The sequence below is a fragment of the Natronorubrum amylolyticum genome, from assembly GCF_052040145.1.
Taxonomy (GTDB): domain Archaea; phylum Halobacteriota; class Halobacteria; order Halobacteriales; family Natrialbaceae; genus Natronorubrum.
This window is the reverse complement of record NZ_JBPPFW010000002.1, coordinates 545540-567924: the sequence shown is the minus strand read 5'-3', so window position 1 is coordinate 567924 and position 22385 is coordinate 545540. Positions and strand designations below refer to the sequence as shown.

Sequence of the window (22385 nt, the reverse complement as noted above, 5' to 3'; positions counted from 1 at the left end):
AATGCCCGAAACACCACGACTCGACGCGTACCACTTCGACGAGACCGAGTGGGACGACTACGATCACCTGCGCGAGGAGTTCGAGTGGGAGGTACCGAACCGGTTCAACATGGCGGCGTACGTCTGCGATCGGTGGGCGACAACGGACCCCGTCGACGGCGGCGAGAGCGGCGACGAACGTGTCGCCCTCTACACCGAAACGGCGGCCGGCGAGCGCGAACAGTACACCTACGAGGAGTTCCACGAGGTAACGAACCGACTGGCGAACTACTTCGCCGACGCCGGCATCGAGCGCGGCGACCGAATCGGCGTCAACGCACCGCAGACGGCAGAGACGGTGTTCACACACGTCGCCGCCTGGAAACTCGGCGCCGTCTCGATCCCGCTGTCGACTCTGTTCGGCCCCGACGCGATCAGCTACCGACTCGACGACAGCGAGTCGCGCGTCTGCGTCGTCGACGAATCGAACGTCGGAGCGGTTCGCGAAGCCGCCGGTGAGGTCCCCTCGCTCGAGCGAATCTTGACGGTCGGCGGCGTCGATACTGCGGGAGGTGCCGATGAGACCGTCGATGCGGAGACCGATTTTTGGGGCGCAATTGAGGGCTGCTCGAGCGAGTTCGACACCGTCGACACCGAGGCCGAAGACGACGCGATCATCATGTACACCAGCGGGACGACGGGCGAGCCGAAGGGCGTTCGTCACGCCCACCGGATGCTGCTCGGCCACCTGCCGCTGTTTCTGACGACGTTCTGTAACCTCGAGTTGGGCGACGATGACGTCTACTACACCCCCGCGGAGTGGGCGTGGATCGCCTCCCTGTTCGACGTCGTCGTGCCGGGGCTGTACTACGGAAAGCCGGTCGTCGCCTACGACGGCGGCCAGTTCGATCCGGAAACGGCGTTCGAGATCCTCGAGCGCTACGACGTGACGAATTTCTTCGCGCCGCCGACGGCACTGCGGATGATGATGCAGACCGCAGATCCGGGCGAGCGGTACGATATCGACTCGGTTCGCGTGATTCCCAGCGGCGGCGAATCACTCGGACAGAGTATCGTCGACTGGGCCGAGGAGACGTTCGACGGCGCGGCGGTTCACGAGGGGTACGGCCAGACCGAGGCGAACCTCCTCGTCGGCGACTGTACGGCCCTCGCCGAGTTCCGGGAGGGGAAGATGGGGCTCGCTGCCCCGGGTCACGACGTTCGGATCGTCGATACCGAGACGGCGGAGCCGACCGTCGAGACAGGTGAGATCGGTGAGATCGCCGTCAGATACGAAGGAAACCCGGTCTGTTTCAAGGAGTATCTCAACAAACCCGAGCGCACAGAGCGGAAGGTTCGCAACGGCTGGCTGCTCACGGAGGACCTCGGAACGGTCGACGAGGACGGCTACTTCACGTTCAAAAGCCGCAAGGACGACGTGATAATTAGCGCGGGCTACCGCATCGGTCCCGAGGAGATCGAGGAGAGCCTGGCGGGCCACGAAGCGGTCGCCGACGCCGCCGTAATCGGCGTCCCGGACGACGAACGCGGTGAGGTGCCGAAGGCGTACGTCGTCACCGCGGCCGGAACCGATCTCGCGGACGGCGAGGGTGACGACGGAACCGACTCGGCTACGCTCGAGAACACCTTACAGGAGCACGTCAGAACCCGACTCGCCCAGTACGAATACCCCCGCGAGATCGAGTTCGTCGAGGAACTGCCGAAGACGGCGACCGGGAAGGTTCGGCGGGCCGACCTTCGCGAGGCGGAGGATTGAAACTGGACTCCGAAGCGATGGCCGCGACGATCAGACGTGCTCGTCGAGGAACTCCGCGATCGCGGAGTAAGCCTCGATGCGGTTCTCGAGCTTCGAGAAGCCGTGGCCCTCGTCGTCGAAGATCAGCTTCCGGACCGGAACCCCCTGTTCGGCCGCCTTCTCGGCGATCTGTTCGGCTTCGCCGACCGGGACGCGGGGATCGTTCGCACCGTGGAGGACGAACAGCGGCGCGTCGATGTGCTCGATGTTGTTCGTCGGCGAGATTTTCTCGAGGAACTCCCGATCCTCGGCGAGGCTGCCGTACTCGGCTTCGCGGAGTTCGCGCCGCCAGTCGCCGGTGTTCTCGAGGAACGTGACGAAGTTGGCGATGCCGACGATGTCGATGCCAGCGGCCCAGAGGTCGGGGTACTCCGTCAGCGCAGCGAGCACCATGAAGCCGCCGTAGGAGCCGCCTTTGGCGACGATTCGGTCGGGGTCGACGGCCGGGTGATCCTGCAGCCACTCCACGCAGGCCTCGATATCCGCGACCGAATCCATGCGTTTCTCGACGTCGTCCAGCGCAGCGTAGTCGGCTCCGTAGCCCGCCGAGCCGCGGACGTTGGGTTCGAAGTAGGCGTAGCCGCGGTCCGTGAAGTACTGCTTGACGCTCGAGAACGACGGCCGACGCTGGCTCTCGGGGCCGCCGTGGATGTCGACGATGACGGGGACGCCGTCGTCGTTCGCTTCGCCGTCACCCGCCTCGTGGCCGTCGGGGAGGGTGAAGAAGCCAGGGACCTCGAGTTCGTCGAAGCTCTCGACGTGAACCAGTTCGGACTCGTCGAACGTTTCGGTCGGGATACCCGCCGTCGGCGCGCTCGTCCACCGCTCGGTCTCGCCGGTCTCGAGGTCGACCACGAAGACGTTCGTGTTGACCGTATCGCCGGTGGTCGACAGCGCGAAGCGCTCGGCGTCGGGATCGAAGCTCACGCCGCCGGAGATGCCGCCCGGTAAGTCGGGTTCGGGGAAGGTCTCGAACGCGGTGGGATCGTGCTCGTCGAACTCGCCGACGGTGAGTTCCGTGTACCCCTCGACGTTTCGGGAGAAGACGAACCGGGCGGTTTCGTCGTCCAGCGCGATGCCGCCGACGTTCCATCCGTTCCCGTCCGCTACGGTGTCGAGGTCTCCGGTGTCGAGGTCGAGGTAGCCCAGATAGAGCGTGTCCGCGCTCCCCTCGTCCGTCGCGAGGTAGATCCCCTCGCCGTCCGGCGCCCAACTGGCGCTCTGGTAGCGAACGTCGCCCTCGTGGGGCGTGAGGTGCTCGAGTCCGGGGTCGTCGGCTGCGAGGTCGAGCACGTAGAGGTCCTGGTCGAAGTTGGAGTACGCCTGCGAGACCAGCAACCGGGAGTCGTCGGGACTCCAGCCCGACAGCGAGAGCCAGCCGTCGCCCTCGTAGACGAGCGTCGCGTCGTCTCCGCTCTCGTCGCGCTGTTGTACGTAGAGGTCGAAAACCGACTCGTCGCGGCGGTTCGAGGCGAACGCGAACCGCTCGCCGTCGTGGCTCCAGCCGCCCCAGCGGTGTTTGGCGTCAGGCTTCGCGGTCAGATTCACGATTTCGCCGGTCTCGGCGTCGAGTTTGAAGAGTTGGGCGCGCTCGTTGCCGCCCTCGTCCATCCCGAAGATCAGCTCCGGTCGCTCCGGCGACCAGGAGGCAAACGACACCTGTTCGTCGTAGAACGTCCGCTGTTCGGGCCAGGATTGGGCCTCCTCGAGCGTCCAGAGCTGTGCGGTGCCGGTCGTGTTCATCAGAAACGAGAGCCGGTCGCCGTCGGGGCCAAACGACGTGCCGTACGCGCTTCGGATGTTGAGATAGCGTTCGATCTCGTAGCTGTCCATACCACAGCCTCTCGACTCGGCGCGGTAGTGGTTTTGGTTGCGGAACGTCCATCGCCACCGCAAAAGACAGAATAGATAGATAGTCTCTCCCAGCCAACACTCAACATGACAGAACTATTATGGTCGGAATACCAGCCTAATCCACCCTTACACCGTCTCTCGATTACGGCGGCTGAATCCGGTATTCTGGATTGTCAGGCCATATTTGACGCGCTCGAGCCTCCAACCTGTGTGTCAGTGTGTGTCACGAGATGGTTTGCTACGCGTAACAAAACACCTCGGGACGAGTAGTTTCGGGCAATGCAAGACACGGGTGAAGACGGCGATGACGGACATAGCGTCGCCTCGAGCGCGGCCGTCCTCGTGACGGTGCTGGTCGTGCTCGTTGCGTTCGGCGTAACCTTGGCCGTCGTCGGCACCGGACTCTCGCCTGGAGAGACGACGCCAGCTAACGACACCGAGACGCCGACGAATCTCACCGAAGAGCACAACGAGCCGGTCGATCTCGGTGAGGAACTCGGCGGTAACGAATCGAACGAAAGCGACGATCCGGACGACTTCGGCGACGAGGGCAACGCCACGGACGAGGACGAGAACGGCGACGACGCAGACGATGGTGACGAAGCCGAGGACGACGAGGGAAATGAGAGCGAGGGGGTGGACGATGACGCAACGGACGACGAGGGAAATGAGAGCGACGATACCGAGTCGGAGGACGATGCAGACGATGGCACAGACGAGGGGAACGATGCGGACGGCACGAACGAGAGCGACGACGATATCGGAGCCGGGAACGATACGAATGACGACGACGAAGGCGACACCGAAGCTGATGACGACGATGGCATCGTCGATCGGATTACCGGCTTTTTCAGCGATATGCTCACCTTCGGGGACGATAACTAACTGATCGACGACGACCGACGCTTTCGGTGACGCTCGTCGATTCACAAATCCTACCGATGCGGTACCTTCTACGCCGTCGAGCGTCTTTCTTGGATTCGGGGACGCGGGTAATACGAAATGTGTCGCCAGTGCAACAATAGAAACAGCCTGATCACCGCTCGAACACCTGTTGCCCCTTCTATGGACCGAATTCGACGTTTGAACGGTTCAAAATACAGGTCTCGGAACCTCGTTCGCGACGTAACAGTTCGAAACCGAAGGTTGTCGACAATTCATTTCCGAGATAGAGTCATAATATGAGTGTGTCCTACTTAGAGACAAACACTCCCTGAACAGCTTGCTGTCTGCTTGTCATAACAAAGGTGGGCTCTCGCATGTGTTCTCACCGTACGAAGTCATGAGAGACACGAGTACGAAACAGAACGGACGGATAGCGGGGCCGAAATCGACACAAATCTTGGGCGTTATCTTGCTCACCTTTTTGGTCGCGGTCGGTCTGACGGTCGCGAGCGTAGGCGGTGTCGCGACCGCACAGGAATCGACACACGACTCACTGGCCATCGAGGGCGAGTGCGTGGACGACGCGGGCGTCGTGACGATTACGAATCCGAACGATGAACCAGTCGAAACGACCGTCACCTGGGACGGGGCACAGTCCACGATTCAGGTGACCTCCGAAAGCGGAACACAAACCGGCGACGCGGTCGACCGAGTGCTCGCGACTCAACTCGAGCCCGAGTCGCTGAATGTGACGCTTCCGGCGGACGAAACCGTCACGGTTAGCGGACTCGCGGACGGCACCTACGAGTTCTCGGCGGTCATCGACGGGAAGGAGCTGACTCTCGACGAGAGCGAGTTGACGCTCGAGTGTGTCACTGATCACGCCGACAAGTCGACGACTGATACGACCACGGACGGTGCGGCGACGACTGATACGACCACGGACGGTGCGGCGACGACTGTCACGACGACCGAGAAAACTGACGACGACCGAGACGACAAACGTGACGAGCTAACAGACGAGCAAGACGACAAGGTTTATGATGACAAGCAGGACGACGAAGTAGCTGACAAAGACGACGATAAGAAGGACGACAAGACGGACGATAAGAAAGACGACGACAAGCAGGACGACGAAGTAGCTGACAAAGACGACGACAAGAAGGACGACAAGACGGACGACGACAAGCAGGACGACGAAGTAGCTGACAAAGACGACGACAAGAAGAACGGCGAAGAAGCCGACAAGACGGACGATAAGAAGGACGACGACAAGAAGAACGGCGAAGAAGCCGACAAGACGGACGATAAGAAGGACGACGACAAGAAGAACGGCGAAGAAGCCGACAAGACGGACGATAAGAAGGACGACGACAAGAAGGACGGCGAGGAAGCTGACAAGAAGGACGACAAGAAGGACGGCGAGGAAGCTGACAAGAAGGACGACAAAAAGGACGGCGAGGAAGCCGACAAAACGGACGACAAGAAGGACGACGACAAGAAGGACGACGAGGAAGCTGACAAGAAGGACGACAAAAAGGACGGCGAGGAAGCCGACAAAACGGACGACAAGAAGGACGACCAGGAAGCTGACAAGAAGGACGACCAGGAAGCTGACAAGAAGGACGACCAGGAAGCCGACAAGACGGACGATAAGAAGGACGACCAGGAAGCTGACAAGACGGACGATAAGAAGGACGACCAGGAAGCTGACAAGAAGGACGACAACGGTAACGACGGCGACACTGACAACGACGGCGATGGCAAGTAAACGTCGACTGACTACGCACTAAGACCTCGAGTCCAACGCTGCGCCCGTAGTTCCGGGCGTCAGTTTCCCACCGAAGCTCGGTCCGAACGCCAACTGGCCGAAAGAAGTGACTTTTTATCCCGGCGCTACGTTCCGCGCCACATGCGCATCGCGTTCGTCTCGATCGACACGGTACACCACCGCGAAACCGAGACGAACCAGCGGTTCCAGACGATTCTCGAGGTGCTTCGGGATCACGGTCACGATGTCCACTGCTTTTGTGCCAGATTCTGGGACGACGAGTCGCCGACGCTCGAGCGAGACGAGATTACGTATCACGCGGTGACGGATGACGTCGACGCACGCCGGTCGTTCTGTCTGCGGCTGCCGTTCGATCTGGCGGCCGCGGGAGCCGATATCGTTCACGCCAACGCCCAGCCCCCGGCGGCGGTGCTCGCGGCTAATTGGGGTGCGACGCTCGCTCGGGCACCACTGCTCGTCGAGTGGTACGGCGACGGCGGGGTCGCCGACGATCGGTGGACGCGACTGGCGACGACACGCGGCGATCGGCTCGTCACCCCGTCGGAACTCGTCGCTACGTGGGTCCGCGAGCGCGGGGCCGACGGCGACGACGTCGAGACCGTCCCGAATCCGATCGACGTCGACCGAATCCAGTCGGTGACGCCAGGGGATCGAGTCGACGTGGTCTACGCCCGCCGACTCGACGAGGGGGCGAATCTCGAGAGTCTACTGCTCGGACTGGCGGAGCTTCGCGGCCGGGACTGGTCCACGACCGTCATCGGCGACGGGCCCGAACGAGCGGCGTACGAACGCCTCGCGAGCGACCTCCGGATCGAAGACCGGATCACGTTCGTCGGCGACCTGTCGCTCGAGGAGCGAATCGCGGCCTACCGCGGCGCGCACGTCTTCGCCCAGACGGCCGAACACTGCGTGTTCCCCACCGAGATGTGCTGGGCGCTGGCATCGGGCTGTGTCGGCATCGTCGAGTACCACGCCGACTCGAGCGCCCACGAACTCGTCGAGGGCTGGGACCGGGGGTTCCGGACGACGAGCGAGGAGGAACTGGCCGACGCGATACTCGAGGCCGGCGACCTCGAGTTCCGGGAGTTCGACGACCGGTTCGCCGACTACGACGAGTCGGTGGTCGCCGATCGATATCTCGAGCAGTATCGCACGCTACAGGACGAGCACGGACTGTTGTAGGCCGATCTCTTCAGTACGTTCTGCATCGGATCGCCGTTCGTACAGAGATACCTATATGTTCGTTCGCGAGCAGAACCGGGTATGGACGACGAGTGTGAGTTCTGCCGGATCGCCGCCGGCGACCGACCGGCGCACGTACTCTACGAGGACGACCGAACGATTGCGTTTCTCGACGCCAATCCGGCCGTGCGGGGCCACAGTCTCGCCGTTCCCCGCGTCCACGAACCGGAGTTGCTGGCGGTCGACGACGCAACGTCGACGGCCGTCTTCGAGTCGGTCCGAACCGTTGCGAACGCGCTCGAGGCGGTGCTCGACCCCGACGGCTTCAGCGTCTTCCACACCAGCGGTCCGCTGGTCGGGACCGTCGATCACGCGCACGTTCACCTCCTGCCGCGGACCGGAGACGACGACGTGTCGCTCTCGTTGTCGCGAGATCGACTCGAGTCTAACGACGCCTCGTCGCTGGCGACTCGCGTGCGAGAGTCGGTGTGACGGCGGCGTCCGTTCTGGAGTGCCGTTTCTGGGGAGGACGACGGCGGTCGGCTAATTAGAGATCGAACTTCGACGCCGCGGTCTCCATGTCCTTGTCGCCGCGCCCGGAGAGGTTCACGAGGATCGTGTCGTGGTCGCCGTCCTCGGCGAGTTGAATCGCCCGCGCGATGGCGTGGCTGGACTCGAGAGCCGGAATGATGCCTTCCGTCTCGCTCAACTCGCGGAACGCGGCGAGGGCCTCCTCGTCCGTAATACCGGTGTACTCACAGCGACCGACAGCCCGGAACATGGCGTGTTCGGGGCCGACGCCGGGGTAGTCGAGGCCGGCGGAGACGGAGTGAACCTCGACGTCGTCGTCGATTACTCGCGTACGCATCCCGTGGATGACGTCGTCTCGTCCCTTCGCGAGCGGGGCCGCGTGGCGACTCGAGTCGCTTCCCTCGCCGCCGCCTTCGGCGCCGTAGAAGTCCACCGGGTCGTCCCGGAAGGCGTGGAAGAGCCCGATGGCGTTCGAGCCGCCGCCGACGCAGGCGACCGCGGCGTCGGGCAGGTCGCCCGTGCGCTCCTGGAACTGCTCGCGGGCCTCGCGGCCGATGACGCTCTGGAAGTCCCGAACCATCCGCGGGAACGGGTCCGGCCCAACGACGCTCCCCACGAGATAGTGGGTGTCGTCGACGTTCTGTGCGAAGTCCTCGAGGGCCGCATCGACGGCGTCTGCCAGACCCTCCTTGCCACGGGTGACTTCGTTGACTTCAGCGCCCATCAGGCGCATCCGGAAGACGTTCATCTCCTGGCGGGCGACGTCTTTCGCCCCCATGTAGATCTCCGTCTCGAGCCCCAGCAGCGCACCGACCATCGCCGTCGCGGTCCCGTGCTGGCCGGCGCCCGTCTCGGCGATGAGCCGCTCCCGGCCGGCGTGTTTCGCGAGCAGCGCCTGCCCGAGACAGTTGTTGATCTTGTGCGCGCCGCCGTGGAGCAGATCCTCGCGCTTGAGGTAGATCTCGGCGCCGTAGCGCTCGCTCAGATTTCCAGCGTGGTACAGCGGAGTCGGTCGACCGGCGAACTCCTCGAGCAAATCTTGTAGCTCGGTCTGGAACGTGTCGCTCTCGGCGACGTCGTCGTAGGCCGCCGCGAGCTGTGTAAGCGGTTCCAGCAGTGGTTCCGGGACGTGTCGCCCACCGTAGCCCTCGAATGCGCCGTCAGACATACGTCGAGAGTGGAACGCCGGTGACAAATACGTTCTGTACGATCGGGGCGACAATCGGCGTCTCCTGCCGGCTGCAGCCTTATCCGACCGTTCGTGGAAAGAGCGACCTGAACCAGCCATGTCTCCAACGAGCCCCGACGCGAGTCGACGAGCGAGCGAGGTGTCGGCAGCGTGAGAATCTCGAGCCTGCTCGCGGGCGAGCGCTCGACGCCGCCCGCGCTGCCGAACTTCGATTCGACGACGGTGTTCGTCCGGGCCGCGGCCAGGTATCTTCGGGGCGAGGAGTTCCCGGGACTCGGGATGATCCACCCCAAACTGACGCCGGTCGGGGCGCAGTTGAACCACCTGCCACGGAGCGCGCGAACCGGGATCTACACCCGGGGCGGCGCGAACGAGGGCGTCTCGCCCGACGACCTCGGCGACGTCGACGTCGAGACGTTTCGGGAGTGGGTCGTCGACCAGTACCCCGAGAAGGGCTACCCCGCGGTCGTCGTCGGCTCGAGCAACGGCGCGGCGGTCTATCTGGCAGCCATGCTCGGCGTCCCGTACTTGCCCCAGACGTTCCTCGTCCCCGTTCGACGGGACGTGGATCCCGACGCGATCCGCGAGGACGTTCAGTGGGGAGTCGAGCACGTCGACCCGTTCCTCGAGAACAACCCCGACGTCTCCGTCCACCAGATGCACGATCCGAACCAGGATCGGCTGATGGTCCAGAAGCTGGCCTACTTCCGGACGAAATCTCGCACGCTGGGCGACGCCTACGAAGACTTCATCGACACCGTGCTCTCTTCGGACGGGACGATCATCTCCCTCGAGTGCGAGTACGACTGGCCGAAGATTGAACTGGGCGACCGTCACAGCTTTCAGGTCGGCGGCCTCGGTGGTCTCAGCCCCGAAGAGTACTACGAAGGCAGCGACAAGGTCGTAAACTTCCTCGCGCGACAGGATGCCGGCATCCGCGAATGGGACGTCCCCGAAACCGACGGCCGACTGCCCGAAGCGGAGTGGGGATTCGAGACGGCGCTTCGGGCGGACCTCGAGCGAGTCGCGGACGAACGGGGGTACGACCTGCGTCGGCTCTCGTTCGACGACCCGCGGGACCTGAGTCCGTTCGTCGCGGACTGGTACCGAGAGCGCTACGCCGAGCGGGATCGGCCGGTCGAACGCCTGTTGGTCCAGTCGTTCGCGTTAGTCGAGCCGTGGTGGACCATCCGAACCGGTTCGATCCCCTACTGGGCCGCGTTCAACACCGAGTCCGATGCCGACTTTCTGGAGGACTACCTCCACGACACCGACCCCTACGACGAGGTCCGAGCGACGCTGTTCGGCCACGGCGTCGAGTCGGCCGGGCTGGCCTCGACGGATCGCTGGCTGGAGGTCCTTGCGAACGCGCGGAAGGACTACGGTTTCGTCGGGGTCGACACCGACGAGTTCCCATACGACATCGAGACGCACGTTCGCTACCACCGCGATCTGCCCACAGAGATCGAGGAGAGACATCCCCACTTGCCGCCGCTGTCGTTCGATCGGTTCGACTCGATCACGAGCGATATCGCCGACGAGTACGCGATCGAGTGGGACGAGAAATCGGCGTTCTGAGAAGCGGGCGCGCTATCGGTCGGCCGTCGCGGATTCTGTCGTCGCGGATTCCGTCGTTGACTTTCCGTCGGATTCGGTGTACTCGACGGCGGTGTGACCCTTGACGAACTCCCGTGTTCGCTCGTGTTGTGGGTTCTCGAAGAACGATCGGGTGTCGTTCGCCTCGACGAGTTCGCCGAGATAGAGGAAGACGACCTCGTCGGCGAGCCGTTTGGCCTGGTCCATACTGTGAGTGACCATGATGATCGTGTACTCCTCCTTGAGCGACTCGAGGGTCTCCTCGACCGACTCGGCCGAGATGGGGTCGAGTGCGGAGGTAACCTCGTCACAGAGGAGGACATCCGGCTCGACGGCCAGCGAGCGAGCGAGACAGAGCCGCTGGATCTGGCCGGTCGATAACTCCGCTCCGGGGGTATCGAGGCGGTCCTCGACCTCCTCCCAGAGGTTCACTTTCCGCAAGTAGGTCTCGACGAGGTCGTCGAGTTCCTCCTTGGAGTCGTACTCGCCGTGGATCTTCACCCCGTAGGCGACGTTCTCGTAGATCGACAGCGGCAACGCCGTCGGCGTCTGTGGCACGTAGCCGATCCGTTTGCGGATCTCCGGTACCGGATCGTCGGTGTTGTAGACCGACTGTTCGCCCAGGTACACGTCACCGGAGACCTCGGCGTGGGGCTGGATCTCGTGAAGCCGGTTCAGCGACTTCAACAGCGTCGATTTCCCACAGCCCGAGGGGCCGATGATGGCCGTCAGCTGGTTCATCGGAAACTCGAGAGAGACGCCCTTTAGCGCGTCTACTTCGCGGTCTCCGACGTACGTTACGGCGAGGTTCTCCGTGGTGAGTGCAGCGTTCGTGGTCATGAGTGGCGACCTCCCGGGGCGTACCGTGCGTATCGCCCGGCGAGCAGTTTCGAGACGATGATCAGGCCCAACACGGCGACGATGAGCACGAACGACGCCGCGTAGGCGTGCGACCGAACCTCGGCGTTGAACGACATCGCCTGATCGAAGATGAGAACCGGCAGCGTCGTCGCCCCCTGGAATGGGCCGCCCGGCATGTTCGTACTGCGACCGGCGGTGAACAGCACCGTCGCGGCGTCGCCGATGCCACGGGCGAAGCCCATGATGATCCCGGCGATGACGCCCGGTAGTGCCGCACGGACGGTCATGAGTGCGGTCTCGAACCGCGTCGCACCGAGCCCGTACGTCGTTTCCCGGACGGCGTCCGGTGCAGATCGCAACGCCTCGTCCGTGTACCGGGTCATGATTGGGTACTGGAAGATCGCGATGGCGATGATCCCGAAGAACAGGCTCGTTCGGGCGCCGATCGCGATGATCACCGTCAGGACGAACACCCCGTAGACGATCGGTGGCGTCCCCCAGAGCACGTTCAGGAACATGTTCACCGCGTCCGAAAAGCGCTCGCTCGAGTAGTCGCTCTGAAGATACATCGCCGTCGAAACGGCGAGCACCGCCGAGACGACCGTCGCCGGGCCGACGATGAAGATGCTCCCGAGGACCGCGTGGAGGAATCCGCCGTCACCCTCGAGCATGTATCGAGAGCCCGGCGGCGTGATCGCGATCGCCGGATCCGTGAGGAGGACGCGGCCGCCCCTGAAGATCGTCACGGCGACGACCAGTATCATCACGGCGACGACGAGTGCGGCGGCTCCGCGGGCGAGCGCACTGAAGAGCCGTTGTTCGGTGTAGCGATCCATTAGAACTGCCACCTCTGTTGGAGTCGTTGCCGGAGAAGCATTGCGCCGAAGTTGAACAGCCAGACGACGATAACCAGCATGAGACCGACGAAGATCAGTGCCGACTGGGTGAGCGGCAGCGACATCAGCTCACCGAAGTCGTTGACGATCAGCGTCGGGAGCGTCTGGCCCGTCGCAAACGGCGAACTCGGCAACTGGGTCTGCCCGCCGATGAGCATCGCCGGAACGATGGTCGCACCGAAGACCCGGCCGAAACCCAACAGGATGGCCGAGAAGATACCGGGACCCGCGGCCCGCAGCAGGACGATTCTGATCGTCTCCCACTGCGTCGCGCCGACGCCAAGCGAGGACTCCCGGAGTTCGTCCGGCAGCGCCTCGAGCGACTCGACCGACAGTGAGATCATAAACGGCGTGACGACGATTGCCATCACGAGACTGACGGTGAAGATGCCGAGTCCGGTCGCGTTCGAGCCGACGGTCGGTGCGAGGTAGTCGCCGACGAAGGGGACGACCACGATCAGTGCGACCAGTCCGAAGATGACGCTGGGGATCGCCGCGAGGACATCGATGAACGACGAGACGAGCGTCTTCGCCCGTCCCTCCGCGTATTCGGCGATGTAGATCGCTGCGAGGATCGCGATCGGCGTTCCCATGACCATCGTGAAGACGGTCACGTATATCGTGCCGACGATCGCCGGCAGGAAGCCGAACTCGTTCTGTGCGGGGTCCCAGTTCGACGACGTCAGCATCTGAACCAGCGAGTACTCCGAGAGCAACGGCAGCGACTGGTAGAGCAGCGTCAGGACGATCAGGGCGAACAGTCCGATAGCAAAGTATCCCGCACCCCGGAGCCAGTGGCTACTCAGTCGCTCCGTGAGGAGCCGTCGACCGAGGCGACCGTCGCTGCGTGATTCCGTCGTCTCCGCCATGGTTTAGCTTACGGCCCCTCGTCCAGGTCGTCTTGTGCCTCTTCGAGCCTGTCGTCCTCGAGCGGGACGTAGCCGTTGTCTCGAACGTACTCCTGTCCGTCCGAGAGGACCCACTCGACGAACTCGCGGGCGTCCTCGTCGAAGTCGCCGTTCGACGCGAGGAACATCTCACGGGCCGGCGGTGCCGGATACTGTCCCGCTTCGACGGCGGCGAGGAACTCGTCGCGGGTCTCGTAGAAGTCCTCCTCCTCGGAGAGCTCCCCGTCGCCGTCGCGGTCCAGCGGGATCGGACGGACGTCGCCCTCGAGTTCGCCGCTCTCGAGGTCGTAGACGTAGTTGATGTTGTTCAGCGAGATCGCGTTCTCGTTGCCGGCGATGGCCTCGGCGACCTGCTGGTCGCCGTTGTGGTTTCCGTCCGAAAGGTTCTCGAGTTCGTTTTCGGTGTAGGCGTCGTCTTCGCCGCCGAGGAAATCGCCCCACTGCTTGTACGCGGCTGACGCATCGGAGCGACCGTAGACGGTGATCTCTTCGTCGACGTCGGCGTCGACGACCTCGCCCCAGTTATCCACCTCCTTGGTGAAGATGGCCTCCATATCCGCTCGGCTGAGCCCGTTCTCCTGCAGTTCGTCGATGACCGGGTTGTCGACGTTGACCGTCCCGACGACGGTGTCGATGAGCATCGGGACGGCGAACAGTCCCTGGTCGACCTCTTCCTCTTCGGGCTCGCGCCCCATCATCGCGATGTCGACCTGATCGTTGAAAACGTCTGAGACCCCGACACCGGTCCCGCCGCCGGAGATATCGAACGACGTGTCCGTTTCGTCCCCGTAGATGTCCGCCCACACTTCGACCATCGGTAGTGGCCCGACCCCGCCGGAGATACGGACGGTATCGCCCCCGTCGAAGACCGACGTACAGCCAGCGAGCGACGCCACCGAGCCTGCCCCTGCGAGTTGCAATACAGAACGACGTGAATGTTCCACAGTTACTCCGCCTAGCCACTAGGGTCTTGTATGCCCTCGTTAGCCAGCAATTCTTCGGATCATCTCGCGAAGCCGGCAAAGCTCTCGATATCGTGGGTGTGCAACTCACACAATCGAAATCACCGCTTACCTCGAACAGCAAATAGGGAGTATAGGCGTGTTATCTGCCGAGTTGTGGGGCATCGTGCAGAGATCCAACCGATGCACGAATGACTCCTCGAGGAAGTGATCGGCGAACGGTAGCCGGAGGTTCGGTGAGTCATCGCTCTCGCCATCGTCGGCTCGATACAGCTGGTGTGGCAAATATTCCCGGTACCTTCGACACGATAGAACTAGTTCTGGAGTCACAGGATAACGATCACCGGTCGTCGCCCGAGACGGGAGTCCGTCCCTCGCACGACACCGGTTTGCCACCTCGTAGTCGTTCCGAACAGCCGTCGATCGCCCCGTTAGAACAGTATCAGCAACACCGCAAGCGAGAGAGAACTGGTGGCGATCAACGCGAGCAGAACGACGAGAGCGGGAGTCATGCCGGTGTTCCGGAGATCGGCGAGTCGAATCTCGGTTCCGAGGCCGACGAACGCGAGCATAAACAGCCAGTGGTAGGCGTTCTCGATCGAGGCCTGTTGTGCCGACGAGAGAACGCCCGCACTCGCGACGAGCGCCAGCGCGAGAAAGCCGAGGACGAACTTCGGAAACTCGTCCCAGAGCGTTCGGAGGGACGGGCGACCGCCGCCGCCGCGACGAGCGTAGTAACTCGCGTACGCCAGAACGACGACGCCGATCAACGCGTTTCGCGAGAGCTTCGTCACCGTCGCCCACTGCCCCGCTAGGTCGGAGTGTGCGAAACCGACGGCGACGACCGGACCCGTCGAGAACATACTGATACCGGCCCAGATCCCGAACACCGTTCCGGACAGCCCCAACAGATCGCCCAGGAACGGATAGACGACGATCGTGACCGCGTCGAACAGCAACACCGTCCCCGCCGCGTACGCGATCTGTTCCTCCTGGGCGCGGATCGCACCGGCAACTCCGACGACCGCCGAGACGCCGCAGATGCTCGCACCGGCCGCGAGCAGCGAACCGAGCCGTTCGGACAGCCCGAAGACGTTCCGTGCGAGCAGTTCGACGGCGACGAGCGAGCCCCCGACCGCGGCGAGCAACAGGACGAGGACGGGCGCACCGACCTCGAGGACGGTTTCGATCGAGATCGACGCCCCCATGAGAACGATGCCGGCACCGAGCCACAGGTTGTGCGTCGCGATTCCCGCCTCGAGTCGCGCGGGAATACCGACGACGTTCGCCGCGAGAACACCGAGCGCGATCGCGAGGAGCAGGTGGTTGACGCCCAGCGCCGTCGCGAGCGTTCGCGCCACCAGCGCGCCCAGACAGAGCGCAAACAGTCCCGGAAGGAGTCGTCGCACGGCCATTTCGTCACCAGGGGACCTGTAGCTCGAGTGCGCCGATCAGCGCGACGATCACGCCACCGACGACGACACTTTTCCAGTCGCGCTCGAGTGTCCACCAGCGCGCTGTAAGCGAGTCGACGGACGACCGACGGTCATCGCTCGACATGTATTCGACCTGCACGGGCCGTCGCAGTTAACGGTTGTCTATCTCGTCGAAGATAGGAACAAGTATTTCCACAATCTATGACGCAGATCCTCGAACGCTGGTGAGAACGGCTGACAGGCACCCAACAGCGCGACGATTTTTAGTTGCAAGGGGTGAGTTCGGGCTCGAGGCTATTCGGTCCAGCGTCGAACCCGGTAGCGAACGGACCGGCGGCGTCTCAGTCGCTCTCCGAGTGATACTCCGTCCACAGCGCGGCAGCGACGGTGAAATCCTCGGCGCTCGCGTAGCCGCGCTTGACGTAGGGCTCGCCCTCGAGCGTACAGACCTCCAGGAAGTTCCCGTAGGGCTCGAGCAGCGCCTCGACGCGCTCGATTTCCCGTCGAGCGCGGTCGTCGTAGCCGTACCGGCGGAGCCCGACCGCGTACATGAGGCTGTTCCAGGGCCAGACGTGGTAGTGGTAATCCCGATGGAGGAGAAAGAAGGGGTGGACCGCCGCGTGCGAGAACGGCTCGGCGCGCATCACGAGCCCGAAGGGCGTCTCGAGGCGGTCGAGCGAGGAGACGATCGCGGCCGCGCGGTCGTCGTCGACGACGCCGAGATAGAGCGGGACGACGTTGGCGTCGCAGGCGAGGACCGACCGATCGTCGTCGCGGTTACGCCGGTCGCCGGAGCCGTGAGCCGCGCCACGGCGTTCGTCGAAATAGCGGCCGTTCCAGAGCTGCGAGTACAGCGCCGCTCGGATGGCGTCCGACTCGCCCGTAAACGCCGTCTCGATGGATCGCTCCTCGAGTCGCTCGACTGCGGCGAGCAACATTGCGGTGTTGTACGCCTCCCTGGGGCCGGCGACCGAATCCCACCAGGAGCTTCCCGACCCGACGACGAGTCCACCGGTGACGAACCGCTTGCGGTGGACGGCTGCGAGGTCGGCGACGGCGTCGGCGTGCTCGCGAAGGCAGCCACACTCCGCGAGCAGCAAGACGAGCGCGGGAAAGGTGTCGACGCCCTCCGCCGGCGACGCCGCGTGGAACCGATCGTGAAAGTCGGTGTAGAATACCGAGCTGTCGGAGAGCTGGTCGACGAGCCACCGTCCGGTTTCGGCGACGGCCTCCTCGTATCCCGCCGCGGAGAGCCCGCGCGCGCTGAACGCGAGGTCTCGTGGCCAGACGCCACGGAAGTGGCCGCCGGCCTCGAACCCTCGCTCGGCCCGGGTCGCGAGGATCGTCTCGGCCGCGCGCTCGAGCGACCCGTGATCCCGAAACCCGTATCGGCGCTTCTCGACGTAGTGGGCGAGCCGTCGGTGGAGTTCTCGAGCGTAGTACCGGCCGGTCCGAACGGTCTCCATGATCCGTCAAAGGACACGCGTTCGGAAGTGCCGTCCGGCTGTACAGGACGCCGACCCGGGAGTTCAGTTCCCGCCGTGAGCGGTGTCGGTCACGGTACGTACCGGCCGAAAGCGGCGTCCGCTCGGCCATCAACACGCGTCGGCAAGCCGTTCCCGCAACCGAATCCCCTATCAACACGGCGAGCAATACCTCGGGGTATGACAAAGCGGTACGTCTCGCTTCCCGACGAGGCGGAGACGGGAATGCGGGAGTTCATCGACGAGGTCGACCAACGGCTGTCGAGCGACGAGGACACCTGCGCCGTCGTCGAGGACGTCCTGATCGACCTCTCGGGGGATCGCGAGGCCTACGAACGCTGGCAGGCCGGCGAGTCGGTCTCGCCGGCCGAGCGCGTCCGCCTGCAGAGCTACGACCCCTGTAACACCACCCTCGAGAGCGAGTACTACGCCGAGAAGGACGAAGAGCGATTCCGTCGGTCGAAACACCTCCAGTGGCTCTGGCGGCAGTTCGACAGCCTGCCGATCGCGGACAACGTCGAGTTCGCGCTGCGGTTCCGTCGAATGCTCGCGAACCACCTCTTCGAGGAGTGCGGTGACGACTGCCGGTTCTTCAAGGGGATCTCGTTCACGTACGGCCACAACATTACGATCGGGGACAACACCGTCGTCCACGACGACGTCCACCTCGACGACCGCGGGAAACTCACCATCGGCGACCGCGTCTCGGTTTCGGACGGCGTTCACGTCTACAGCCACGATCACGACGTCGTCGACCAGACCGCGGTTCGTAACTATCACACGGTGGTCGAGGACGATGTCCGACTCACGTACGACGCGATGATCCGCGCGGGCTGCAAAGTCGGCGAGAACGCCATCGTCGGCGCGCGCGCCATCGTCCAGCACGACGTTCCCGCCCACCACATCGCCATCGGCATGCCGGCCAAGAGCGTCAAGATCAAACCGGGCTGGGAGGACGCCGCGGTCCCCATCGAGGACGCCGGCGTCAACCGACAGGAACAGCGACGTATCGAGTACGATCTCCCCGACGATCTCGAGGTCTTCGACGAGTTCGGCCGCGATCTCTAATCGGGATCAGCGTTTGCCGACTACAAACGGTCCTCCTGTCACCTCCTGGTGGCATCGTTTTGTATCCACCAACGAACGGTATAGTCGTCCCAGCACGACTCTCTCCCTTCGGTGATGCAGGGAATATCCAAGTGCCTTGAGAACCTATGACATGCCGATGGAGCTCTGGGGCTGGCTCATCGGCTACGTGGTGCTGTTCACCCTCTTACACCTGCTACTGTACTACGTGTATGTGAAGGGGGAGGACGGCGAGAACGCCAGCACACCCAGCGAGGGCACCGGATCGCCGTCGTTTGCCGACCCCGACCGCGCGAGTCCCCACAGTTCGCCCGGCCCCGACCGCTACCCCACCGCGGCGGACGACGTCGACGACCCCGAGGAGTTCGAGGAGAGACAGGAACTCGAGTTCGACGGCGAGACGATTCGGTGTCCACACTGCGGCGCGCGCAACGAGGCCGATCAGACGTTCACCTACTGCTGGAACTGCATCTCGACGCTTCGGCGATGAGGCCGTCGGGGTTAGTCGTCGCGTTCGGACGGCACTGCTTCGATTCGCCGGCAGCTGACGTACGAACGGTCACTATTCGAGAGAGTATATTCAATAGGAACCGGTTTCAGATCGGATCCACTACGTTCAGCTGGTAATGAACGATTACGCTTTTAGTCTCTGAACGCAGAGAGTGACGCGACGACGAACAGGTATGTACAGACAGAACTCCCCGCACGTCTCGCAGTCTCGCTCTCCACCGGTGTATCGCGCGATGCACGACCCGTCCGGTCCGGCGACGCTCAGTACGACAGTCGTTCACGCGCTCTCCGACTGTCTCGACGTCGACGTCACCGACAGCCGACTCTCGCTCTACGACAGCGTCGATCCGGACGCGCTCGACGCCCTCTTTCGACCGCGCCACGACGGCCGCCCGCGACACGGCGGCACGCTCTCGTTTTCCGTTCGCGGTCACTCCGTCACGGTCGACAGCGATGGCGAAATTCTGATCGAACCGCCCGTCCGACGGTAGCGTTCGTCGATTCGACTTTTCGCACTCGTAGGCAGCAGAGATCGTGATGATCGCCGAGGGAGCCGCGGCCGCGATCAGTTTTCGAGTTCGTCCGCGAGTCGCTCGAGGTGGTCCACGCCGACGACGGCGACGACGTCGCCATCGGTGGTCGATCGAAGCTCCTCGAGGCGGTCGATCATACACCGTTCACGGGTCTCGTCGCGGTAAGCGAGCGCGCTGTCGTCGGTCTGGACGCTGTTGAGCAGCGCCTGCACGCCGGCGACGTGCGAGCGCTCGTGGTCGGCCTGGCGTTCCGGCGGATCGTCGTGATCGCAGTCGTACTCGATCGGATCGTCGCAGGTGACGGTCATCGACGTCGCGTGGGTCAGCGACGCGGCGACCCGGCAGGTCAGCGCCTCTCGCGTCGCGCCGCCGAGACTCGAGATGACGCGTTTGGCCGTCGACGTCGAAACGCGGTCGGCGATCAGCCGCGTCACGAGCTGGCGCAGGAACGACCAGTTCGGCGCGTCGATGCCGACGACGTCGGCGTCCGGCGCGGCGCGGATCGCCGCGCTCATTTCGCCGCCGAACCGCGGCGGCGCGTCGTCCGAGCCGTCGCGAGCGTAGGCGCGGTAGAGGGGAAGGGCGGCCGTCGGTAACTCGAGAGCGAGCGTGTCGGGTGCGACGGACTCGAGGACGCGCTCGACGCGAGCGATGCTTGCGGGGTGGTCGTGGACGACGCCGAGGAGGAGACAGTTACCCGACGACCCGGCCACCCGCCGACAGAACTGGGCGGTGATCCGGGGGTCGTCGAACGACGCGGCGAAGGAGGGAGATTCGTCCATTGATCGACTGGTAATACGTGACTACCGGCATAACCCTTCTGTTGTCGTCGACTCCTGTCGTCCCCTTTAGACTGGCGTTTTCGGGGGTATGGGGCGCATACTCGCGTGAAAGTGGTGTGTTCGACCGTAACTGTTGGATGGTCTATGGGAACGATTTTGCCGGTTTATTGCTCGCCCGTCCCAGTGGTCGGTACCCGGTCCGAACCGACCCGTCGATCCACGACGAACTGCCCAGCTTCGAATCGGTTCGGCGCGTGGACGGACCGCCGGCTCACCAATGACCGAGGAGACGCTCACCAAAGCCGACGAGGGAAAACGAGTACTGAACGCAGACGGGACCGAAGTCGGCCGACTCGTAGACGTCCACGACAACCGCGGCTACGTCGAACCCGATCCGAGCATCATGGTGATCATCAAAGCGAAACTCGGCTGGGCGACGAAGAGCGAGGACGCCCACCCGCTCGACGAGGGCAGTATCGAATCGATCACCGACGACGCGGTCTACCTTCGGGGCACGCTCACCCACTGAGGCGGTCTGCTGTACCGATTTGCCGAGCAACCGGCGGTGGATCGCTGTCGTTCCGTAACTGACGTACAACAGTCCGTCTGAGAGGTGCTCGCGAATCGGCTCGAGGAGTGATCGCGGAGAATTACTCGTACTCGACGGTCGAATCGCGGAATCGCCAGCCAGGAGATGACGGCTGCGTTCAGACGCCCGTACTGTACCGCAGGATGCCGGCGAAGCCGCCGAAGGCGTTGTAGAGCTGTTCGCCCTTCTCGAAGTCCGTCGAGATGAACTTGGTCTCGGTACCGCGCTGTTCGGCGATCTCGATGAGGTGGTCGATGGCGTCCTCGCGGTCGTCCTCGGACGCCTCGACGTCGGCGCCGCAGTCGGTGCAGCTGTGTGACGGCGTGTTCTTCCGTCGGTCGACGACTTGGCGGTCGGTGTTGCCACACTCGCCGCAGTCGTAGGTGATGACGTCCTTCCGGAGGTCCTCGCTGATCAGGAGCCGATCGACGGCCCCCATCACGAGATTTCGTCGGGTCTGCTCGAAGCCGTAAGTCGCGAGGTCGCCCGCGTTGAGTTGCTTGAAGAACTCCTCCATCTGCTGTTTGTCCTTCATCACCTCGGCGTCGGCCAGCGCCTCCTCGGCGTTGTCGACCAGATCCTTCAGGCCGGACTCGTCGGTGTAGGCGACGTCGAACTTCCCCAAGACCTTGTCCTGGATCTCGTGGTGGAGGTAGTCGCCGTCTAAGAACTCGTCTTTGGTGGGCGAGGGACCGCCGACGAGGATGCCGTCGAGTTCGTGGCGCTTGGCGACGAACAGGTCGTTTGCCATCCCGGCGACCTCCTGGTAGAAGTTGTCGATGGCCTCGAGGCGCAGCCGAGCGAAACGCTGGGCGGACTGGCCACCCTTTCGCTGCTTGCCGGGGACCAGCGAGGAGGCGGACTTGACGGGCTCGATGCGTTTGCCCTTCAGCCAGCCGACGTTCGCCTCGCGTCGGTCGAGGACGATCAGGCCGTAGAGGCCCTTGTCCGCGAGCATGTTCTCGAGGGGCTCCGTCAGGAAGTCCGAGTCGCAGTGATAGCGGAAGGACTCGACGGGCTGTGGCGGGCTCTCGAGGACTCTGGTGACCATCTCGGTTCGGCCGCCGCTGGAGTCGACCGCACCGGAGAACAGGACGAGTCCGTTCTCCGGGGGGAAGGTATCGTAGTACCGGAGTCGATCCTTGATACTCGTCAGCGCGTCCTGGACGGCTGTCCGGGTCTGCTTGGACTTGATGTTGGCCGCCTCGCTGTGCTCCTGGGTGACGTGCTGGACGACGTCACTGATCTGTCTATCGTCGGGCACGTAGATCGTTACGAGCTGTGTCCCGGAGCCGTCGAAGTCCTTGAGATCCTCGATAACCTTCCGGAACTCGTATTTTTTCCGGTCGGATTGCTCCTGCTCGCCCTCCTGGCTCATTGTCCGTACAAAACGGTGCTGTGGGTAAGAATCCTTTGACACACCTGTCGACGTGGTACCGCGTGTCGGGAGAACACGTGGTTGCCAGCTCCAGTCGGATGCGTGTCAGTATCCGTTCGACTGCGAGACACAACTC

The 22385-nt window shown here is 63.6% G+C and carries 21 protein-coding genes; 10 read left to right on the top strand and 11 right to left on the bottom strand.

Features of this window, described 5'->3' with window-relative positions:
• The first annotated feature begins 1 nt into the window (after nucleotide 1).
• Entirely contained in the window at nucleotides 2-1756 is a 1755-nt protein-coding gene (locus ACSFDB_RS09100; protein WP_440770679.1) for an acetate--CoA ligase, read from the top strand.
• A gap of 30 nt (nucleotides 1757-1786) precedes the next feature.
• On the opposite strand, the gene ACSFDB_RS09095 is transcribed toward ACSFDB_RS09100, so the two are convergent.
• Nucleotides 1787-3628: a S9 family peptidase gene (locus tag ACSFDB_RS09095; protein ID WP_440770678.1), complete on the bottom strand. Its 1842-nt coding sequence runs from the start codon at nucleotides 3626-3628 to the stop codon at nucleotides 1787-1789.
• A 300-nt stretch (nucleotides 3629-3928) separates the two neighbouring features.
• On the opposite strand from ACSFDB_RS09095, the gene ACSFDB_RS09090 reads away from it, so the two are divergent.
• The 4 genes from ACSFDB_RS09090 to ACSFDB_RS09075 all read left to right on the top strand — a co-directional run bounded on the left by ACSFDB_RS09090 (nucleotide 3929) and on the right by ACSFDB_RS09075 (nucleotide 8000).
• Nucleotides 3929-4534, top strand: coding sequence for a hypothetical protein (locus ACSFDB_RS09090; RefSeq protein ID WP_440770677.1), 606 nt, complete (start codon nucleotides 3929-3931; stop codon nucleotides 4532-4534).
• A 397-nt stretch (nucleotides 4535-4931) separates the two neighbouring features.
• The gene (locus ACSFDB_RS09085; protein ID WP_440770676.1) at nucleotides 4932-6305 is read left to right on the top strand and encodes a hypothetical protein; all 1374 of its coding nucleotides are present in this window, start codon (nucleotides 4932-4934) and stop codon (nucleotides 6303-6305) included.
• 141 nt (nucleotides 6306-6446) lie between these two features.
• On the top strand, nucleotides 6447-7508 hold the full coding sequence (locus ACSFDB_RS09080) for a glycosyltransferase family 4 protein (protein WP_440770675.1): 1062 nt from the start codon (nucleotides 6447-6449) through the stop codon (nucleotides 7506-7508).
• Nucleotides 7509-7589: 81 nt separating this feature from the next.
• On the top strand, nucleotides 7590-8000 hold the full coding sequence (locus ACSFDB_RS09075) for an HIT family protein (protein WP_440770674.1): 411 nt from the start codon (nucleotides 7590-7592) through the stop codon (nucleotides 7998-8000).
• A gap of 55 nt (nucleotides 8001-8055) precedes the next feature.
• On the opposite strand, the gene trpB is transcribed toward ACSFDB_RS09075, so the two are convergent.
• Nucleotides 8056-9207 (bottom strand): tryptophan synthase subunit beta, encoded by a 1152-nt coding sequence (trpB, locus tag ACSFDB_RS09070; RefSeq protein ID WP_440770673.1) that lies wholly within the window; start codon nucleotides 9205-9207, stop codon nucleotides 8056-8058.
• A 171-nt stretch (nucleotides 9208-9378) separates the two neighbouring features.
• Between trpB and ACSFDB_RS09065 the strand changes: the two genes are divergently transcribed.
• Nucleotides 9379-10806, top strand: coding sequence for a hypothetical protein (locus ACSFDB_RS09065; protein WP_440770672.1), 1428 nt, complete (start codon nucleotides 9379-9381; stop codon nucleotides 10804-10806).
• Nucleotides 10807-10818: 12 nt separating this feature from the next.
• Here the strand turns inward: ACSFDB_RS09065 and ACSFDB_RS09060 are convergent, their stop codons facing one another.
• The 7 genes from ACSFDB_RS09060 to ACSFDB_RS09030 all read right to left on the bottom strand — a co-directional run bounded on the left by ACSFDB_RS09060 (nucleotide 10819) and on the right by ACSFDB_RS09030 (nucleotide 17353).
• Nucleotides 10819-11664 carry a phosphate ABC transporter ATP-binding protein gene (locus ACSFDB_RS09060; RefSeq protein WP_440770671.1) on the bottom strand — a complete coding sequence of 282 codons (846 nt, stop codon included), beginning with the start codon at nucleotides 11662-11664 and terminating at the stop codon, nucleotides 10819-10821.
• A complete protein-coding gene (locus ACSFDB_RS09055) occupies nucleotides 11661-12521 on the bottom strand; it encodes a PstA family ABC transporter permease (protein WP_440770670.1) in 861 nt (286 codons plus the stop codon). Before ACSFDB_RS09055 ends, ACSFDB_RS09060 begins: the two co-directional genes overlap by 4 nt.
• Nucleotides 12521-13450, bottom strand: a complete 930-nt coding sequence (gene pstC / locus ACSFDB_RS09050) for a phosphate ABC transporter permease subunit PstC (RefSeq protein WP_440770669.1) — start codon at nucleotides 13448-13450, stop codon at nucleotides 12521-12523. The genes ACSFDB_RS09055 and pstC overlap by 1 nt, the downstream gene beginning before the upstream one ends.
• Nucleotides 13451-13458: 8 nt before the next feature.
• On the bottom strand, nucleotides 13459-14409 hold the full coding sequence (locus ACSFDB_RS09045; protein WP_440770668.1) for a PstS family phosphate ABC transporter substrate-binding protein: 951 nt from the start codon (nucleotides 14407-14409) through the stop codon (nucleotides 13459-13461).
• A 473-nt stretch (nucleotides 14410-14882) separates the two neighbouring features.
• Entirely contained in the window at nucleotides 14883-15866 is a 984-nt protein-coding gene (locus ACSFDB_RS09040; RefSeq protein WP_440770667.1) for a YeiH family protein, read from the bottom strand.
• 4 nt (nucleotides 15867-15870) lie between these two features.
• Nucleotides 15871-16011, bottom strand: a complete 141-nt coding sequence (locus ACSFDB_RS09035; RefSeq protein ID WP_440770666.1) for a hypothetical protein — start codon at nucleotides 16009-16011, stop codon at nucleotides 15871-15873.
• Between the two features lie 217 nt (nucleotides 16012-16228).
• A complete protein-coding gene (locus ACSFDB_RS09030) occupies nucleotides 16229-17353 on the bottom strand; it encodes an MGH1-like glycoside hydrolase domain-containing protein (protein ID WP_440770665.1) in 1125 nt (374 codons plus the stop codon).
• A gap of 198 nt (nucleotides 17354-17551) precedes the next feature.
• On the opposite strand from ACSFDB_RS09030, the gene ACSFDB_RS09025 reads away from it, so the two are divergent.
• From ACSFDB_RS09025 to ACSFDB_RS09015, 3 genes are all read left to right on the top strand, one after another.
• Nucleotides 17552-18439: an acyltransferase gene (locus ACSFDB_RS09025; RefSeq protein WP_440770664.1), complete on the top strand. Its 888-nt coding sequence runs from the start codon at nucleotides 17552-17554 to the stop codon at nucleotides 18437-18439.
• Between the two features lie 157 nt (nucleotides 18440-18596).
• Nucleotides 18597-18947, top strand: coding sequence for a DUF7577 domain-containing protein (locus tag ACSFDB_RS09020; RefSeq protein WP_440771099.1), 351 nt, complete (start codon nucleotides 18597-18599; stop codon nucleotides 18945-18947).
• Nucleotides 18948-19140: 193 nt separating this feature from the next.
• On the top strand, nucleotides 19141-19458 hold the full coding sequence (locus ACSFDB_RS09015) for a HalOD1 output domain-containing protein (protein ID WP_440770663.1): 318 nt from the start codon (nucleotides 19141-19143) through the stop codon (nucleotides 19456-19458).
• Between the two features lie 74 nt (nucleotides 19459-19532).
• On the opposite strand, the gene ACSFDB_RS09010 is transcribed toward ACSFDB_RS09015, so the two are convergent.
• Nucleotides 19533-20282, bottom strand: coding sequence for a TraB/GumN family protein (locus ACSFDB_RS09010; protein WP_440770662.1), 750 nt, complete (start codon nucleotides 20280-20282; stop codon nucleotides 19533-19535).
• Between the two features lie 277 nt (nucleotides 20283-20559).
• On the opposite strand from ACSFDB_RS09010, the gene ACSFDB_RS09005 reads away from it, so the two are divergent.
• On the top strand, nucleotides 20560-20811 hold the full coding sequence (locus ACSFDB_RS09005) for a DUF8593 domain-containing protein (protein WP_440770661.1): 252 nt from the start codon (nucleotides 20560-20562) through the stop codon (nucleotides 20809-20811).
• A 178-nt stretch (nucleotides 20812-20989) separates the two neighbouring features.
• Here the strand turns inward: ACSFDB_RS09005 and prf1 are convergent, their stop codons facing one another.
• Nucleotides 20990-22249: a peptide chain release factor aRF-1 gene (gene prf1 / locus ACSFDB_RS09000; protein WP_440770660.1), complete on the bottom strand. Its 1260-nt coding sequence runs from the start codon at nucleotides 22247-22249 to the stop codon at nucleotides 20990-20992.
• Nucleotides 22250-22385: the final 136 nt, after the last annotated feature.

Excerpts from the sequence above, each read along its gene's own strand:
- ACSFDB_RS09030 (WP_440770665.1), bottom strand. The coding sequence starts at position 17,353 with ATGGAGACCGTTCGGACCGGCCGGTACTACGCTCGAGAACTCCACCGA.
- ACSFDB_RS09080 (WP_440770675.1), top strand. The coding sequence starts at position 6,447 with ATGCGCATCGCGTTCGTCTCGATCGACACGGTACACCACCGCGAAACC.
- ACSFDB_RS09040 (WP_440770667.1), bottom strand. The coding sequence starts at position 15,866 with ATGGCCGTGCGACGACTCCTTCCGGGACTGTTTGCGCTCTGTCTGGGC.
- trpB (WP_440770673.1), bottom strand. The coding sequence starts at position 9,207 with ATGTCTGACGGCGCATTCGAGGGCTACGGTGGGCGACACGTCCCGGAA.
- ACSFDB_RS09090 (WP_440770677.1), top strand. The coding sequence starts at position 3,929 with ATGCAAGACACGGGTGAAGACGGCGATGACGGACATAGCGTCGCCTCG.
- ACSFDB_RS09055 (WP_440770670.1), bottom strand. The coding sequence starts at position 12,521 with ATGGATCGCTACACCGAACAACGGCTCTTCAGTGCGCTCGCCCGCGGA.
- ACSFDB_RS09060 (WP_440770671.1), bottom strand. The coding sequence starts at position 11,664 with ATGACCACGAACGCTGCACTCACCACGGAGAACCTCGCCGTAACGTAC.
- ACSFDB_RS09015 (WP_440770663.1), top strand. The coding sequence starts at position 19,141 with ATGTACAGACAGAACTCCCCGCACGTCTCGCAGTCTCGCTCTCCACCG.
- ACSFDB_RS09010 (WP_440770662.1), bottom strand. The coding sequence starts at position 20,282 with ATGGACGAATCTCCCTCCTTCGCCGCGTCGTTCGACGACCCCCGGATC.
- ACSFDB_RS09085 (WP_440770676.1), top strand. The coding sequence starts at position 4,932 with ATGAGAGACACGAGTACGAAACAGAACGGACGGATAGCGGGGCCGAAA.
- prf1 (WP_440770660.1), bottom strand. The coding sequence starts at position 22,249 with ATGAGCCAGGAGGGCGAGCAGGAGCAATCCGACCGGAAAAAATACGAG.
- pstC (WP_440770669.1), bottom strand. The coding sequence starts at position 13,450 with ATGGCGGAGACGACGGAATCACGCAGCGACGGTCGCCTCGGTCGACGG.
- ACSFDB_RS09020 (WP_440771099.1), top strand. The coding sequence starts at position 18,597 with ATGGAGCTCTGGGGCTGGCTCATCGGCTACGTGGTGCTGTTCACCCTC.
- ACSFDB_RS09005 (WP_440770661.1), top strand. The coding sequence starts at position 20,560 with ATGACCGAGGAGACGCTCACCAAAGCCGACGAGGGAAAACGAGTACTG.
- ACSFDB_RS09100 (WP_440770679.1), top strand. The coding sequence starts at position 2 with ATGCCCGAAACACCACGACTCGACGCGTACCACTTCGACGAGACCGAG.
- ACSFDB_RS09075 (WP_440770674.1), top strand. The coding sequence starts at position 7,590 with ATGGACGACGAGTGTGAGTTCTGCCGGATCGCCGCCGGCGACCGACCG.
- ACSFDB_RS09025 (WP_440770664.1), top strand. The coding sequence starts at position 17,552 with ATGACAAAGCGGTACGTCTCGCTTCCCGACGAGGCGGAGACGGGAATG.
- ACSFDB_RS09095 (WP_440770678.1), bottom strand. The coding sequence starts at position 3,628 with ATGGACAGCTACGAGATCGAACGCTATCTCAACATCCGAAGCGCGTAC.
- ACSFDB_RS09035 (WP_440770666.1), bottom strand. The coding sequence starts at position 16,011 with ATGTCGAGCGATGACCGTCGGTCGTCCGTCGACTCGCTTACAGCGCGC.